At 71.7% G+C, this 14,904-nt stretch carries 9 protein-coding genes; 4 read left to right on the forward strand and 5 right to left on the reverse strand.

Annotated elements, in window-relative coordinates; translation table 11 throughout:
• Positions 1 to 5: 5 nt before the first annotated feature.
• Positions 6 to 1,274 carry an MFS transporter gene (locus ACYVF4_RS04940; protein WP_460720303.1) on the reverse strand — a complete coding sequence of 423 codons (1,269 nt, stop codon included), beginning with the start codon at positions 1,272 to 1,274 and terminating at the stop codon, positions 6 to 8.
• A 188-nt stretch (positions 1,275 to 1,462) separates the two neighbouring features.
• Between ACYVF4_RS04940 and ACYVF4_RS04945 the strand changes: the two genes are divergently transcribed.
• The 4 genes from ACYVF4_RS04945 to narI are packed head-to-tail and all read left to right on the forward strand — an operon-like array spanning position 1,463 to position 8,293.
• Complete coding sequence (locus ACYVF4_RS04945) at positions 1,463 to 5,182, forward strand: nitrate reductase subunit alpha (protein WP_460720305.1); 3,720 nt, start codon at positions 1,463 to 1,465, stop codon at positions 5,180 to 5,182.
• Entirely contained in the window at positions 5,182 to 6,834 is a 1,653-nt protein-coding gene (narH, locus tag ACYVF4_RS04950; RefSeq protein WP_460720307.1) for a nitrate reductase subunit beta, read from the forward strand. The genes ACYVF4_RS04945 and narH overlap by 1 nt, the downstream gene beginning before the upstream one ends.
• The gene (narJ, locus tag ACYVF4_RS04955) at positions 6,831 to 7,538 is read left to right on the forward strand and encodes a nitrate reductase molybdenum cofactor assembly chaperone (protein WP_460720309.1); all 708 of its coding nucleotides are present in this window, start codon (positions 6,831 to 6,833) and stop codon (positions 7,536 to 7,538) included. Before narH ends, narJ begins: the two co-directional genes overlap by 4 nt.
• Positions 7,535 to 8,293, forward strand: a complete 759-nt coding sequence (narI, locus tag ACYVF4_RS04960; protein ID WP_460720311.1) for a respiratory nitrate reductase subunit gamma — start codon at positions 7,535 to 7,537, stop codon at positions 8,291 to 8,293. The genes narJ and narI overlap by 4 nt, the downstream gene beginning before the upstream one ends.
• Before the next feature lie 16 nt (positions 8,294 to 8,309).
• Here narI and ACYVF4_RS04965 read toward each other — a convergent pair whose 3' ends face one another.
• The 4 genes from ACYVF4_RS04965 to ACYVF4_RS04980 all read right to left on the reverse strand — a co-directional run bounded on the left by ACYVF4_RS04965 (position 8,310) and on the right by ACYVF4_RS04980 (position 14,836).
• Positions 8,310 to 10,739 carry an FdhF/YdeP family oxidoreductase gene (locus tag ACYVF4_RS04965; protein ID WP_460720313.1) on the reverse strand — a complete coding sequence of 810 codons (2,430 nt, stop codon included), beginning with the start codon at positions 10,737 to 10,739 and terminating at the stop codon, positions 8,310 to 8,312.
• Between the two features lies 1 nt (position 10,740).
• Positions 10,741 to 12,672, reverse strand: a complete 1,932-nt coding sequence (locus ACYVF4_RS04970; RefSeq protein WP_460720315.1) for a helicase HerA-like domain-containing protein — start codon at positions 12,670 to 12,672, stop codon at positions 10,741 to 10,743.
• 9 nt (positions 12,673 to 12,681) lie between these two features.
• Entirely contained in the window at positions 12,682 to 13,380 is a 699-nt protein-coding gene (locus tag ACYVF4_RS04975; RefSeq protein WP_460720317.1) for a phosphatase PAP2 family protein, read from the reverse strand.
• 85 nt (positions 13,381 to 13,465) lie between these two features.
• On the reverse strand, positions 13,466 to 14,836 hold the full coding sequence (locus ACYVF4_RS04980) for a multidrug effflux MFS transporter (RefSeq protein ID WP_460720319.1): 1,371 nt from the start codon (positions 14,834 to 14,836) through the stop codon (positions 13,466 to 13,468).
• Between the last annotated feature and the right edge of the window lie 68 nt (positions 14,837 to 14,904).

A 14,904-nucleotide genomic window follows, 5' to 3' on the forward strand; every position in this document is an offset into this window, starting at 1 on the left:
ATTGCTCAGCGGTGCGCGGCCGCCGCGGCGGCACCGGCCCGTGCCGCCGACGCCGGCCGGGCGTCGCGGAGCATCCCGGCCACCACGAGGGCCCCCGCACCCACGAGGACCAGCAGCCACAGCCCGAGCGCGTAGGAGTTGGACACCGGGTCGTAGGTGGCGCCCATGACCAGCGGCGGGAAGTAGCCGCCGAGTCCGCCCGCCGCCGCGACGACGCCGGTCACGGCGCCGACCTTGTCGGGCGGGGTCGAGGGACCCACCCACGCGAACACCGCCCCCATGCCCAGGCCCATCGCCGAGGCCATGAGCAGGAACACCGCGCCGGTCAGGACTCCCTCGGGCGGCTGCTGGCCGACGATGTACGCGGTGGCGACGATGCCGGCGAGCGATGTCAGCGAGACGACCTTGGGGCCCAGCCGGTCGGCGAGAACGCCGCCGATCGGCCGCGCGACGACCGCGGCCGCGGCGAACAGCGCGGTCCGGGTGCCGGCGCCGACGGCATCCACGTCTTCCGGGTAGATGGTGAGCAGGTACTTCGGCAGGTACGTCGAGAACGCCACGAAGCCGCCGAAGACGATGGCGTAGAGGAAGGCCATCTCCCACGTCACGGCGAGCTTCAGAGCGCCGGTCACCTTCGGCACGAGGGCCTGCCGGCTCGGCGCCCACGCGGGCGACTCCCGCAGGAAGATCCACACCACCACGGCGACGGCCACCATGATCCCGGCGATCAGCAGGTGCGTGGGCAGGTACCCGATCCCCTGCGCGAGCCGGGGGGTGGCGAACGCCGACACGGCGGTGCCGATCATGCCCATGCCGAAGATCCCGGTGGCCAGGCCCCGGCGGGATGCCGGGAACCAGGCGCTCGAGAACGGGATGCCGACGGCGAAGATCGTCCCCGCGATGCCCAGCAGGAATCCCGCCCCCACCAGCAGCGGGTAGCTGCCGATGGATCCCGCCAGCGCCACCAGCAGGACCGCGGGGACGGCCGCCAGGAGCACGATCGTGAACATCCGCCGGCCGCCGAACCGGTCGGTCATCGCCCCGACGACGATGCGCCCGAGGGCGCCGACGAGCACGGGCGTGGCGAGCATGATCGAGATCTGCCCCTGGTCGAGCCCCATCTGCTGGGCGTAGATGTTCTGCAGCGGGGCGATCGCCATCCACGCCCAGAAGCCGACGGTCGAGGCGAGCGTCGCGAGGATGACCTGGCCGAGTCCGCCCCGCAGGTCGGGGCCTCCTGCGGCGTCGCGGGCAGCGGATTCACGGGTCGTCATGGCGCCTCCGTTCGTCACGGTCACCGTACCGGGGCGTGCGCACGGGCGACACCCCGGACGCGCCGGATTCGGCGACGCACCGGCCTACCCGTTGCCCCCTCGCCGCATCCTGGGTTGAATACGGGCAGCGACGCCCGCTTCCGGCGGCACCGTGGCCGACGAGGACGGGGCGTCGCGATGGAGGAGTCATGACGCCCGACATCCGCGCCGCCCGTCCGTCGACGGACGGCCCGCTCGCCGACACGCTGCTGAAGATGGGGCGGTTCCTGCGGCCGGGCGAGACCAGCGAGGATCTGCGATCGGTGTTCCTCGAGGGCGGCCGGTCGGGGGACGTGTTCTACCGCGACCGGTGGGCCCACGACAAGGTCGTCCGCTCCACGCACGGGGTGAACTGCACGGGGTCCTGCTCGTGGAAGGTGTACGTCAAGGACGGCATCATCACGTGGGAGGCCCAGCAGACCGACTACCCGTCGGTGGGCCCGGACTCGCCCGAGTACGAGCCGCGCGGGTGCCCGCGCGGGGCGGCGTTCAGCTGGTACACGTACTCCCCGACGCGCGTGCGCTACCCCTACATCCGCGACGCGCTCGCCGAGCTGTACCGCGCCGCGCGCGCCCTGCATCCCGACCCCGTCGATGCGTGGGCGTCGATCGTGGCGGACCCCGAGGCGTCCCGGTCCTACAAGTCCGCCCGCGGCAAGGGCGGCCTGGTGCGGACGACGTGGGACGAGGCGCTCGAGATCGCCGCGGCCGCGCACGTCCACACCGTCAAGACGTACGGGCCCGACCGGGTCGCCGGCTTCTCGCCCATCCCCGCGATGTCGATGGTGTCGCACGGCGCGGGCGCACGCTTCCTCAACCTGCTCGGCGGGACGATCCTGTCCTTCTACGACTGGTACGCCGACCTGCCCGTGGCGAGTCCCCAGGTCTTCGGCGACCAGACCGACGTCCCCGAATCCGCCGACTGGTGGAACGCGGGCTACCTCATCATGTGGGGCTCGAACGTCCCCGTCACCCGCACCCCCGACGCGCACTTCATGGCCGAGGCGCGCTACCGCGGGCAGAAGGTGGTCACCGTGTCGCCGGACTACACCGACAACACCAAGTTCGCCGACGAATGGGTCGCCCCGCACCCGGGGACCGACGCCGCCCTCGCGCTGGCGATGGGCCATGTGATCCTGACCGAGCATTTCGTGAAGGCCCGCACGGCGCGCTTCGAGGACTACATGCGCCGCTACACGGACGCGCCGTACCTCGTGACCCTCGAACCCCACGGCGACGCGCTCGTCCCCGGCAAGTTCCTCACCGCGTCGGACCTCGGCGGCGAGGCCGCGACGGCCGCGCGGGCCGATTTCAAGACCGTGCTGCTGGATGAGCGAGGCGGGGCGGTCGTGCCGGGCGGCTCGCTCGGGCACCGCTTCACGCCCGAGGACGAAGGGCGCTGGAACCTCGACCTCGAAGGCGTCGTCCCGCCGCTGTCGATCGCCGACCTGGCGGACTGGTCGGGCGAATCCGCCGAGATCGCCTTGCCCCGCTTCGACCTCACCCCCGAGGTGGGCGACGAGCACGCCGGCGGCTCGGGCGTGGTCGTCCGGGGCGTGCCCACCCGCCGCGTCGCCGGGCGCCTGGTCACGACCGTGTTCGACCTGCTGCTGGCGCAGTACGGCGTGCCGCGCGACGGGATGCCGGGCCGGTGGCCCACCGGCTACGACGACCCGGCCACGCCCGGAACGCCCGCCTGGCAGGAGGAGATCACCTCGGTCCCCGCCGCCCAGGCCGTGCGCATCGCGCGGGAGTTCGCCGACAACGCCGATCGCTCCGGCGGGCGATCCATGATCCTCATGGGCGCCGGGACCAACCACTGGTTCCACTCCGACACGATCTACCGCACGTTCCTGGCGCTCACGACCATGACCGGCTGCCAGGGGGTCAACGGCGGCGGCTGGGCCCACTACGTGGGGCAGGAGAAGGTGCGCCCCATCACCGGCTACTCGCAGTACGCCACCGCCGGGGACTGGAACCGTCCGCCGCGGCAGATGATCGGCACGGCGTTCTGGTACCTCGCCACCGACCAGTGGCGCTACGACGGGATGCCGGCCGACAAGCTCGCCTCGCCGCTGGCTCGCGGCGCGTTCGCCGGCCGGACGACGGCGGACTGCCTGGTCGAGTCGGTCAAGCGGGGATGGATGCCCAGCTACCCCACGTTCTCGCGCAACCCGCTGGACCTCTGCGACGAGGCCGAGGCCGCCGGCAAGGAGCCCGCCCAGCACGTCGTGGACTCCCTCGCCGACGGATCGCTGCGCTACGCCTGCGAGGACCCCGACGCCCCCGAGAACTTCCCCCGCATCGTCACGGTGTGGCGGGCGAACATCCTCGGGTCCTCGGGCAAGGGCAACGAGTACTTCCTCAAGCACCTGCTCGGCGCGGACTCGGCCATCCGCGCGAGCGAGACGGCCCCCGGCTCCCGCCCCGAGGACATCGTGTGGCGCGAGGACGCCCCGCAGGGCAAGCTCGACCTGCTGATGACGGCGGACTTCCGCATGACCTCGACGACGCTGTTCAGCGACCTCGTCTTCCCCGCGGCGACCTGGTACGAGAAGCACGACCTGTCCTCGACGGACATGCATCCCTTCCTGCACTCCTTCAACCCCGCGATCGCGCCCCCGTGGCAGACCCGGACCGACTACGACCTCTTCGGCGAGCTCGCCCGCCGGTTCAGCGAGCTGTGTGCCGGGCACCTCGGCGTCCGCCGGGACGTGGTCGCCTCGCCCCTGCAGCACGACACCCCCGACGTCATGGCGTACGCCCACGGCGCCGTCCCCGCGGATCCGCCGCTCCTGCCCGGCGTGACGATGACGAAGCTGCTCGTCGTCGAACGGGACTACCCGTCGCTCTACGACCGGTGGCGCTCGCTCGGACCGCTCACCGGCACCCTCGGCATGACGACGAAGGCCGTCACCTACCACCCCGACCAGGAGCTGAAGAAGCTCGAGCGGCTCAACGGGGTGTTCGACACCGGCCCCGCGGCCGGCCGCATCCGGCTGGACTCCGATCGTCGCGTGTGCGATCTGATCCTCGCGCTGTCGGGCACCAGCAACGGCCGGCTCGCCGTCCAGGGGTTCCGGGCCCTGGAGAAGCGCACCGGGCAGCGTCTGGCATACCTCGCCGAAGAGGAGGAGGGCACCCACATCACCTTCGCCGACGTGCAGGTGCAGCCCCGCGCGGTGATCACCTCGCCCGAGTGGTCCGGCTCGGAGCACGGCGGCCGGCGGTACACCGCGTTCGCGATCAACGTGGAGCACCTGAAGCCCTGGCACACCCTGACCGGTCGCCAGCACTTCTACCTCGACCACGACTGGATGGAGGAGCTCGGCGAGAACCTGCCGACCTTCCGCCCCCCGCTGGACATGCACCGGCTGTTCGACTCGCCGAAGGTGGGCGCGACCACGCAGACCGAGGTGGCGGTGCGCTACCTCACCCCGCATTCGAAGTGGTCCATCCATTCGGAGTACCAGGACAACCTGTTCATGCTGTCGCTCTCGCGCGGCGGACCCACCATCTGGATGAGCCCGCAGGATGCCGCCAAGGTCGGCGTGCGCGACAACGACTGGATCGAGTCGTACAACCGCAACGGCGTGGTGGTGGCGCGCGCGATCGTCTCGCACCGGATGCCGGAGGGGACGGTGTACATGTATCACGCCAAGGACCGCACGGTGGACGTGCCGATCGCCGAGACGAGCGGCCTGCGCGGCGGCATCCACAACTCCCTCACCCGCATCCTGCTCAAGCCCAGCCATCTGATCGGCGGCTACGCGCAGCTGGCGTGGGCCTTCAACTATCTGGGGCCCACGGGCAACCAGCGTGACGAGATCACCGTCATCCGCCGTCGCAGCCAGGAGGTCACGTACTGATGAAGGTCATGGCGCAGATGTCGATGGTGATGAACCTCGACAAGTGCATCGGCTGTCACACCTGCTCGGTCACGTGCAAGCAGGCGTGGACGAATCGGACCGGCGTCGAGTACGTGTGGTTCAACAACGTCGAGACCAGGCCGGGGGTCGGCTACCCGCGCGGCTACGAGGACCAGGACAAGTGGGGCGGCGGCTGGGTGCGCACCGCGCGCGGCCGGCTGAAGCTGCGAAGCGGCGGCCGCCTGGCCAAGCTCGCGCGCATCTTCTCCAACCCGAAGCTGCCCGAGATCCACGACTACTACGAGCCATGGACCTACGACTACGACATGCTGCTGAACGCGCCGCGCACCGCGCAGGTCCCCGTCGCGCGGCCCAAGAGCCTGCTCACGGGCGAGGACATGAAGATCTCGTGGTCGGCCAACTGGGACGACGACCTCGGCGGGTCCCTCGAGACCATGCAGGACGACCCGATCCTGCAGAAGATGAGCGAGAAGGTCGAGGCGGAGTTCTCGAAGGCCTTCATGTTCTACCTGCCGCGGATCTGCGAGCACTGCCTGAACCCGTCGTGCGTGGCGTCCTGCCCGTCGGGGGCGATGTACAAGCGCGCCGAGGACGGCATCGTCCTCGTGGACCAGGATCAGTGCCGCGGCTGGCGCATGTGCGTGTCGGGCTGCCCGTACAAGAAGGTCTACTTCAACCACAAGACCGGCAAGGCCGAGAAGTGCACGATGTGCTACCCCCGCGTCGAGGTGGGACTGCCGACCGTGTGCTCCGAGACGTGCGTCGGGCGCCTGCGCTACCTCGGGCTGGTCCTCTACGATGCCGACCGCGTGGCCGAGGCGGCGGCCGTCGAGGACGACCGGGCGCTGCTGGCCAGCCAGCGAAGCGTGCTGCTGGACCCCCGCGACCCCGCGGTCATCGAGCAGGCCCGCCGCGACGGCATCCCCGAGGACTGGATCGCCGCCGCCCAGCGCAGCCCGATCTGGCGCCTCATCCAGGAGTACGAGGTGGCCCTGCCCCTCCACCCCGAGTACCGCACGATGCCGATGGTCTGGTACATCCCGCCGCTGTCGCCGGTGGTGGACGTCGTGAGCGATTCCGGCAACGACGGCGAGGATGCCCGCACGCTGTTCGCGGCGATCGACAAGCTGCGTATCCCGATCGGCTACCTCGCCGAACTCTTCACGGCCGGCGAGACGGGTCCGGTCGACCACGCGCTGCGGCGCCTCGCCGCCATGCGCTCCTACATGCGGGGGGTCAACCTCGACGACGAGCGCGACGAGCGCATCGCCGGCGCGGTCGGGATGACCGGCGCCGAGATCGAGTCGATGTACCGGCTGCTGGCCATCGCCAAGTACGAGGACCGCTACGTCATCCCGCCCGCTCACGCCGAGCAGGCGCACGCCCTCGAGGAGATGGCCTGCTCGCTGGACTACGACGGCGGACCCGGCATGGGCGGCGCGGGGCCGTTCGGCCTGTCCAGCGGGCCGAGCGTGCCGGTGGCGGTGGAGAACTTCCACGTGCTCGCCGACCGGCAGACCGCCGACCGGCCGTCCACCGCGGGCCGGGTGAACCTGCTCAACTGGGACGGCAACGGCACGCCCGACGGCCTGTTCCCGCCCGGTGCGCGGTCGGACGAGGACGCCTCGTGAGCGGCACGATCCCGCGGGTGACGCCGCGGCGCGCCCTGCCCGAAGAGCTGCGGCCCCTGCGCCTGGCCGCCGCGGACCGCGCGCGCGTGCACATGATCGCGTCCCTGCTGCTGGACTACCCCGACGACGCGTGGTTCGCGCGGCTGGACGCCATCCGCGACGCGCTGCCCGGGCTGCCGCCGGCCGTCGCGGAGCCGCTGGCGGGGTTCGTCGACGACGCCGCCCGCGCCGGGACCACCGAGTGGCAGCGTCGGTACGTGCTGACGTTCGATCTGAAGCGCAAGTGCAGCCTCTACCTCAGCTATTACGCCACGGGCGACACCCGCAAGCGGGGAACGGCGCTGGTGACCTTCCTCGAGGCCTACCGCGCGGCCGGGTGGGAGTTCGACGCGCAGGAACTGCCGGACTACTTGCCCGCGGTGCTGGAGTTCTCGGCCGTGAGCGACTCGCCGATCGCCGCCGCGCTCATCGCCTCGCACCGCGAGGGCATCGAAGTCCTGCGCGCGGCACTGGAGTCGCTGTCCAGCCCCTGGGCGGCGATCGTGCGCGCGGTGGTGCTGTCGCTGCCGCCGGTGGACGATCGCACCCGCGAGCGCTACCTCGCCCTCATCAGCGAAGGGCCGCCGACCGAGACGGTGGGCCTCAGCGTCCTGGGGAACCTTCCCCCGTTCTCACCCGTCGCGCAGCGAGGAGACGCCCCGTGACCGCCGCCGAGTTCATCCTGTGGGTCGCCCTGCCGTACGCCGCGATGGCCGTCTTCGTCGTCGGCCACATCTGGCGCTACCGGTACGACAAGTTCGGGTGGACGACCCGCTCGACCCAGACATACGAGAACCGCCTGCTGCGCTGGGGATCGCCGATGTTCCACCTCGGCATCCTGATGGTGATCGCCGGGCACGCGGTCGGACTGCTCATCCCCCGCGAGTGGCTGTACGCGATCGGGGTGTCCGAGGAGATCTACCACTTCGGCGCGACCGCGCTCGGCACCGCCGCCGCCGCGCTGACCCTCGCGGGGCTGGCGATCCTGATCTACCGCCGCCGCACGGTCGGCCCGGTGTTCCTGGCGACGACGGTCATGGACAAGGTCATGTACGTCTTCCTCGGCGCGACGCTGCTGTTCGGAACCCTCGCCACCGTCGTGCACCAGGTGTTCGGGGGCGGGTTCCACTACCGCGAGACGATCTCACCCTGGATCCGCGGCATCCTGATCTTCCAGCCCGATCCGGGTCTCATGGCCGAGGTGCCGCTGATGTTCCAGCTGCACGTGGTCACCGCGTTCGCCCTGTTCGCGCTGTGGCCGTTCACGCGCCTCGTGCACGTGTTCTCGGCACCGGTGGGCTACCTCTTCCGCCCGTACATCGTCTACCGCTCCCGCGACGACCAGCGCGGCTCGCGCCCGGTCCGCCGCGGCTGGGATCCGGTGCGCACTCCCGACCCGGAGCGGCTGCGCCGCCTGTGACCCGCGGCGGCGCGTCTCACCCGGCGTGGGGCTCGAGCCTGACCAGCACCGACTTCGACGTCGGCGTCCCGCTGACGTCGGCGACGGAGTCCAGGGGCACCAGCACGTTGGTCTCGGGATAGTAGGCCGCGGCGTTCCCCCGCGGGGTGGGGTAGGCCACGACACGGAAGCGCGGGGCGCGACGCTCCTGCAGCGCGCCGTCGAGAGCCGTCCACTCCGACACGAGGTCGACCAGGTCGCCGTCAGCGAGGGCGAGCTCGGCGATGTCCTCGGCGTTGACCATCACCACGCGCCGGCCGTCGTGGATGCCGCGATACCGGTCGTCCTTGCCGTAGATCGTGGTGTTGTACTGGTCGTGGGAGCGCAGGGTCTGCAGCAGCAGGCGCCCCGGCGGGATGCGGGGGTATTCCAGCGCGTTCACGGTGAACTGCGCGCGCCCGTCGGCCGTGGCGAAGCGGCGCGCGTCGCGCGGCCCGTTCGGCAGGTGCAGCGTCCCGCCCCGGTCGATGCGCCGCTCGTAGTCGTCGAAGCCGGGGATGACGCTCTGGATGTGCGCGCGGACCGCGGCGTAATCGGTCTCGAGCAGCCTCCAGTCCGCCCGCGGGGCGTTCGGACGCGGGTCCGTCTCGGCGCGGTCGCCGCCGTCGGGCTGGTCCGCCACCGGGCGCTCCGGCAGGCCGCGGTCCGGGTCGCCGTCATGGGTGTGGGTCCGCGGATCCGGCCGGGGGCCGGCATCCGGGAAGAGCAGCGCGCACAGCCGCGCGACGATGGCGACCTCGCTCGGCATGTCGCCCGACGGCGGGGCGAGGCGCCCGCGTGAGGAGTGCACCGCCCCCATCGAGTCCTCCACGCTCACCCGCTGCTCGCGGCCGCCGCGGACGTCGCGGTCGGTGCGGCCGAGGGTCGGCAGGATCAGCGCCCGCCTGCCCGTGACCACGTGCGAGCGGTTGAGCTTCGTCGAGACCTGCACCGTGAGCGCGACCCGGGACATCCCCTCTTCGACCACGGCGGTGTCGGGGGTCGCGCTGACGAAGTTGCCGCCCATCCCCATGAAGAAGTCGACGTCGCCGTCCCGCATGGCGCGGATCGCGCCGACGGTGTCATAGCCGTGCGCGCGGGGCGCGGTGAACGAGAACTCGCGGTCGAGCGCCTCGAGGAACGCCTCGCCGGGCTTCTCGTAGATGCCCATGGTGCGGTCGCCCTGCACGTTGGAGTGACCGCGCACGGGGCAGACCCCCGCCCCCGGGCGGCCGATGTCGCCGCGCAGCAGCAGGACGTCGACGACGTCGCGCAGGGTGGCGACCGAGTGCTTGTGCTGAGTGAGTCCCATCGCCCAGCACACGATCGTCGCGCGGGAGCGGGCGACCTCGTCCCCGAGCTCCCGCAGCGTGCGCTCGTCGAGCCCGGTCGCCGTCTCGAGCTCGGTCCACGGCACGGCCGCGAGGGACTCGCGGTACGCGTCGAAGCCCGCCGTGTGCCCGTCGATGAACGCGTGATCCAGGATGCCGTCACCGGCGTCCTCGCGTTCGAGCAGGTGCTTGCCGATGGCCTGGAAGAGGCCCTGATCGCCGCCGAGGCGGATCTGCACGAAGCGGTCGGCGAGTTTCGTGCCGCCCAGCAGCACGCCGCGCACGGTCTGCGGGTTCTCGAAGCGGACCAGGCCCGCCTCGGGCAGCGGATTGACGGCGATGATCCGCGCGCCGCGCGCCTTCGCCTTCTCGAGAGCACTCAGCATGCGGGGATGGTTCGTGCCGGGGTTCTGGCCGGCGACGATGATCAGCCCCGCGTCGTGGATGTCCTCGAGCGACACCGTGCCCTTGCCGATCCCCAGGGTCTCGGTCAGCGCCGAGCCGCTGGACTCGTGGCACATGTTCGAGCAGTCCGGCAGGTTGTTCGTCCCGAGGCCCCGCACCAGCAGCTGGTACAGGAAGGCGGCCTCGTTGGACGTGCGGCCCGAGGTGTAGAAGACCGCCCGGTCCGCGGCATCCAGGCCTTTGAGGTGGTCGGCGATGAGGTGCAGTGCCTCATCCCACCCGATCGGCCGGTAGTGCGTGTCGCCCTCGTCGAGGATCATCGGCTCGACCAGGCGCCCCTGCTGCCCCAGCCACCAGTCGTCGTGACCGGCGAGGTCGGCGACCGAGTGGGCCGCGAAGAACGCCGCGTCCACGCGGCGCACCGTCGCCTCTTCCGCGACGGCCTTCGCGCCGTTCTCGCAGAACTCCGCGACGTGGCGCCGGTCGGTCTCGGGCCACGCGCAGCCCGGGCAGTCGAACCCGTCCTTCTGGTTCACGCGGGCGAGGGTCCGGACGGTGCGGGCGATCCCCATCTGCTCGACCGAGATCTTCAGGGCGTGGGCGACGGCGGGGACGCCGACCGCCACCCGCTTGGGCGCCGCCACCCGCAGACGACTCTCGTCGATGTCGTCCCGGGGTGGGCGGGAGGCCATATCAGCGGCGCCCCGTGCCGAAGACGCCGCGGATGACGGCGCCGAGGATGGTCTGGGTCGACTTGGAATTCAGCACCTGTTCCAGCGGGCTCTTCGGCTGCGAGCGCGACCGGGTCGTGCGCGAGGAACCGGACGTCTTCTTCAGCAGCCGCTCGTACTCCTGCTGCGCCTTGCGCTCGGCATCCGCCTGAGCCTTGTCGATCGCCGCTTGCTGCTTGGCGTACTCGGCGTCGGCCTTGGCCTTCTCGAGCGCCGCCTGCTCGGCGGCCTCGGCCTCTTCGGCCGCCTTCATCTTCGCCGTCAGCACCTCGCGGGCCGATTCCCGGTCGATGGGGGTGCCGTACTTGGCCCGCAGCGGCGACGCCGCCACGGCGGCCTCGATCGCCGCATCGGGTGTGGGCGTCATGAGGCCCTGCGGGGCGCGAAGGCGCGTCCAGGCGACCGGGGTGGGCGCACCCTTCTCGCTCATCACCGTGATGATCGCCTCGCCGGTGCCGAGCTCCTGCAGCACCCGCTCGAGGTCGTAGTCCGACGTCGGGTAGGTGCCGACGGTCGCGCGCAGCGCCTTGGCGTCGTCGGGCGTGAAGGCGCGGAGCGCATGCTGCACGCGCGAGCCGAGCTGCGCCAGCACGTCTGCGGGGACGTCCTTCGGGGTCTGCGTGACGAAGAAGACCCCCACGCCCTTCGAGCGGATGAGCCGGACGGTCTGGACGATGGCGGCGACGAAGTCCTTCGACGCCCCGGTGAAGAGCAGGTGCGCCTCGTCGAAGAAGAACACCAGCTTCGGCTTGTCGAGGTCGCCGACCTCTGGGAGCGTCTCGAAGAGCTCGGCGAGCAGATACATCAGGAAGGTGGAGAACAGCGCCGGCTTGTCGGCGACGCCGGGGACCTCGAGCAGACTGATGACGCCCCGTCCGTCGGCGGCCGTGCGCAGGAACTCCGACACCTCGAACTCGGGCTCGCCGAAGAAGACGTCCGCGCCGTCGTCGGCGAAGGTGATGAGCTCGCGCAGGATCACCCCCGCCGTGGCTGCGGACAGGCCGCCGAGGTCCTTCAGCTCCGCCTTGCCCTCGTCGCTGACGAGGAAGGTGAGCACGGCACGCAGGTCGGAGAGGTCGACGAGGGCGAGTCCGTTGCGGTCGGCGTAGTGGAAGACGAGCCCGAGGCTCGACTCCTGCGTGGGATTGAGGCCCAGCACCTTGCTCAGCAGCAGCGGTCCGAAGCCGCTCACCGTCGCCCGCACGGGGACGCCCTTGCCGATGCCTCCGAGGGCGAAGTACTCCGTGACGGATGCCGCGGGCTGCCAGTCCTGCCCGATCCCGGTGGTGCGGGCCAGGAGCTTGTCGCTGGCCTGGCCCGGGGTCGCCACCCCCGACAGGTCGCCCTTGATGTCCGCGGCGAAGACGGGGACGCCCTTCGCCGCGAGCTGCTCGGCCAGCCCCTGGAGGGTGCGGGTCTTGCCGGTGCCGGTGGCGCCGGCCACGAGGCCGTGCCGGTTGGTCATCGCCAGCGGGATCCGGATCTGCACGTCCGGGCGAGGGTCGGTGTTCACCAGCGCGCCGAGGTCGAGCGCGGCGCCCTCGAACGCGTAGCCGCGCCGAATGGCCTCGACGGCGTCGGCGTCGAGCGGGCCGGCCTCCACCGCGCCCGGGGGCGTGTCGGCGACGCCCCCCTCGGCCGCCGGCGGGGGAACCTCGGCCGGCGCGCCCACGTCCGCGGTGGTCGTCGGGGACGGGTGCTCCGCCGGCACGGGCTGCTCGCCCGCCGGGGCGCCGGCGGCCGTGCGCGCGGCTGCGGCTTCGGCGGCAGCGAGCGCGGCCCGCGCCTGCGCCGCCGCGAGGCGGGCCTCGGCGGCCTCCGCCTCGGCCCGCAGCCTCTCGAGCTCGGCCTGAGCGGCGGCTGCGGCGGAATCGGACGACGACGGCGTGGTCATGGCCACAGCCTAACGGCGCTCGGGATCCTTCCCGGGGGCTTTGGCCGGCGCCCGGGCCGCCCCGTGACGCTCCTCCTCGCGGGCGAGCGGCTTGGCGAAGGCGGCCGCCACCAGCAGGGCCGCGCCGACGCCGACGAGCGCTCCGCCGATGGTGTCGCTGATCCAGTGCGCGCCGAGGTAGGTGCGCGAGAAGGCCATCGCGAGGGTCCAGACGGCGCCGGCGATCGCCACCCACACCTTGGGGAAGAGCACGAACAGCGCCATGGCGATGGTGGCGGCGTTGGCGACGTGCCCCGACGGGAAGGACCCGACGTCGGAGTGCACGATGATGTCCTCGGGGCGGGCGCGCCCGATCGTCTGCTTGAGCACCTGCACGACGGCGACGCTCACGATCTCGGCGGCGACGAAGTACGCCGCCCCCCACGGCCGGCGGAAGATGAGCAGCAGGATCGCGACGCCGATCGGCACCGCGAAGACCCCGAACCAGCCTCCGCCGATCCAGTCGAGCGCGTACGCCACGCCGAGCATGAACGGGCTGCGACTGGCGGCCAGCAGGTCCTGCCACGCCGAGTCGAAGCCGAAGGTGGCGTTACCCAGGCCCACCAGGATGCCGACCCCGAGGACGACGCCGGCCACGACGAGCGCGAGCCCGATCCACAGCGGACGGCGGTACGCGACACGGACGTCGGTGGTGGGATGCTCCTTCATGCCGTCATCCTGCCAGGATGAACGCCGCGTGAACACGACTCGCGCGCGGGCGGGGATCATGGCATGATTCCGCCCGCGCCGCGGATCACGGGGCGAGTCGCTCGACCGTGCGGGGGCGCACCAGCAGCCACAGCGCCGCGACGCCGACCACGGCGCACCCGACCATGACCGAGGCCATGGTCGAGGCCGTGATGCCGGCATCCTGCGCGATCCACCCGACGAGGGGCGAGATGAGCCCGGCGACGCCGAAGTTGGTGGCGCCGATGATCGACTGCGCGGTGCCGGCCGCGCGGCCGTGGCGGTCGAGGGCGAGCACCTGCACGCACGGGAAGGTGAAGCCGCACGAGGTCATGAACAGGAAGAGCGGCACCATGGTGCCCCACACGCCGAGGTCCAGCGCGTCGGCGATGATGATGCCGGATGCCGTGACCACCAGCGCCGCGGTAGAGACCGCCATCACCCACTGCGGGCCGAATCGTGCGGCCAGGCGCGAGGCGACCTGGACGCCGACGACGATCCCGATGGAGTTCACCGCGAACAGCACGCCGTACTGCTGGGGGTCGAAGCCGTAGCCCTCCTGGAAGAGGAAAGGCGAGGCCGAGAGGTACGAGAACAGCCCGCTGAAGGTCATGCCGCCGATCACGAGGACGCCGATGAAGACGCGGTCGCTGAAGACGCTCCGGTAGCGCTGCCACACGGTCGTCGCGCCGCGCTCGTGGCGCCGGGCCGGCGGCAGGGTCTCGGGGATGAAGACGATGGCCGAGACCAGCATCACCGCGCCGTACACCGCGAGCACGACGAAGATGCCGCGCCACGGCATCACCAGCAGCAGCGCAGAGCCGACGAGCGGTGCGATGACCGGCGCCGCGCCCGACACCAGGGCGAGCCGGGACAGCATGACGACCAGGCGACGGCCGCCGAAGAGGTCGCGGACGATCGCGGCGGCCACGACGCCGCCGGCCGCGGCGCCCGCTCCCATCAGCACCCGGGCCAGCGAGAGGGTCTCGAGGGTGGGCGCCAGCGCCGCCGCACCGCTGGCGACGACGTGCAGCGCCGTGACGACGAGCAGCGGGATGCGGCGCCCGACCTTGTCGCTGAGCGGCCCGACGATGAGCTGGCCGAGCGCGAAGCCGATCATCGTGCCGGTGAGGGTGAGCTGGATCGCCGCGGACGTGGTGTCGAAGTCGTCCTCGAGGACGGGGAACGCGGGCAGATACAGGTCGATCGTGAACGGGCCGAGGGCGGTGAGGGCGCCGAGCAGGATGATGTAGAGCACCCGGCGGCGGCTGGAGATCGCGTCGCCGGGGTGCAGGACGATCGGCGCGGTCGCCGGGTTCGCTCCGAGCGTGCGGATGGCCCCCGTCGGCGAGGGGGCGGTACGGGCGGAGCGCGGAGCGGTCGCGGGGGCGATCGCTTCCTCGGCGCGCGGAAGGGAAAGGGAGGCGGTGTCGAGCACGGGGAGTCCAGAGGATCGAATCGATTCGAAACGACAATGATAACGGATGCGCGCCGGGCGCACACTCA

It is taken from the genome of Microbacterium aureliae (assembly GCF_054780155.1).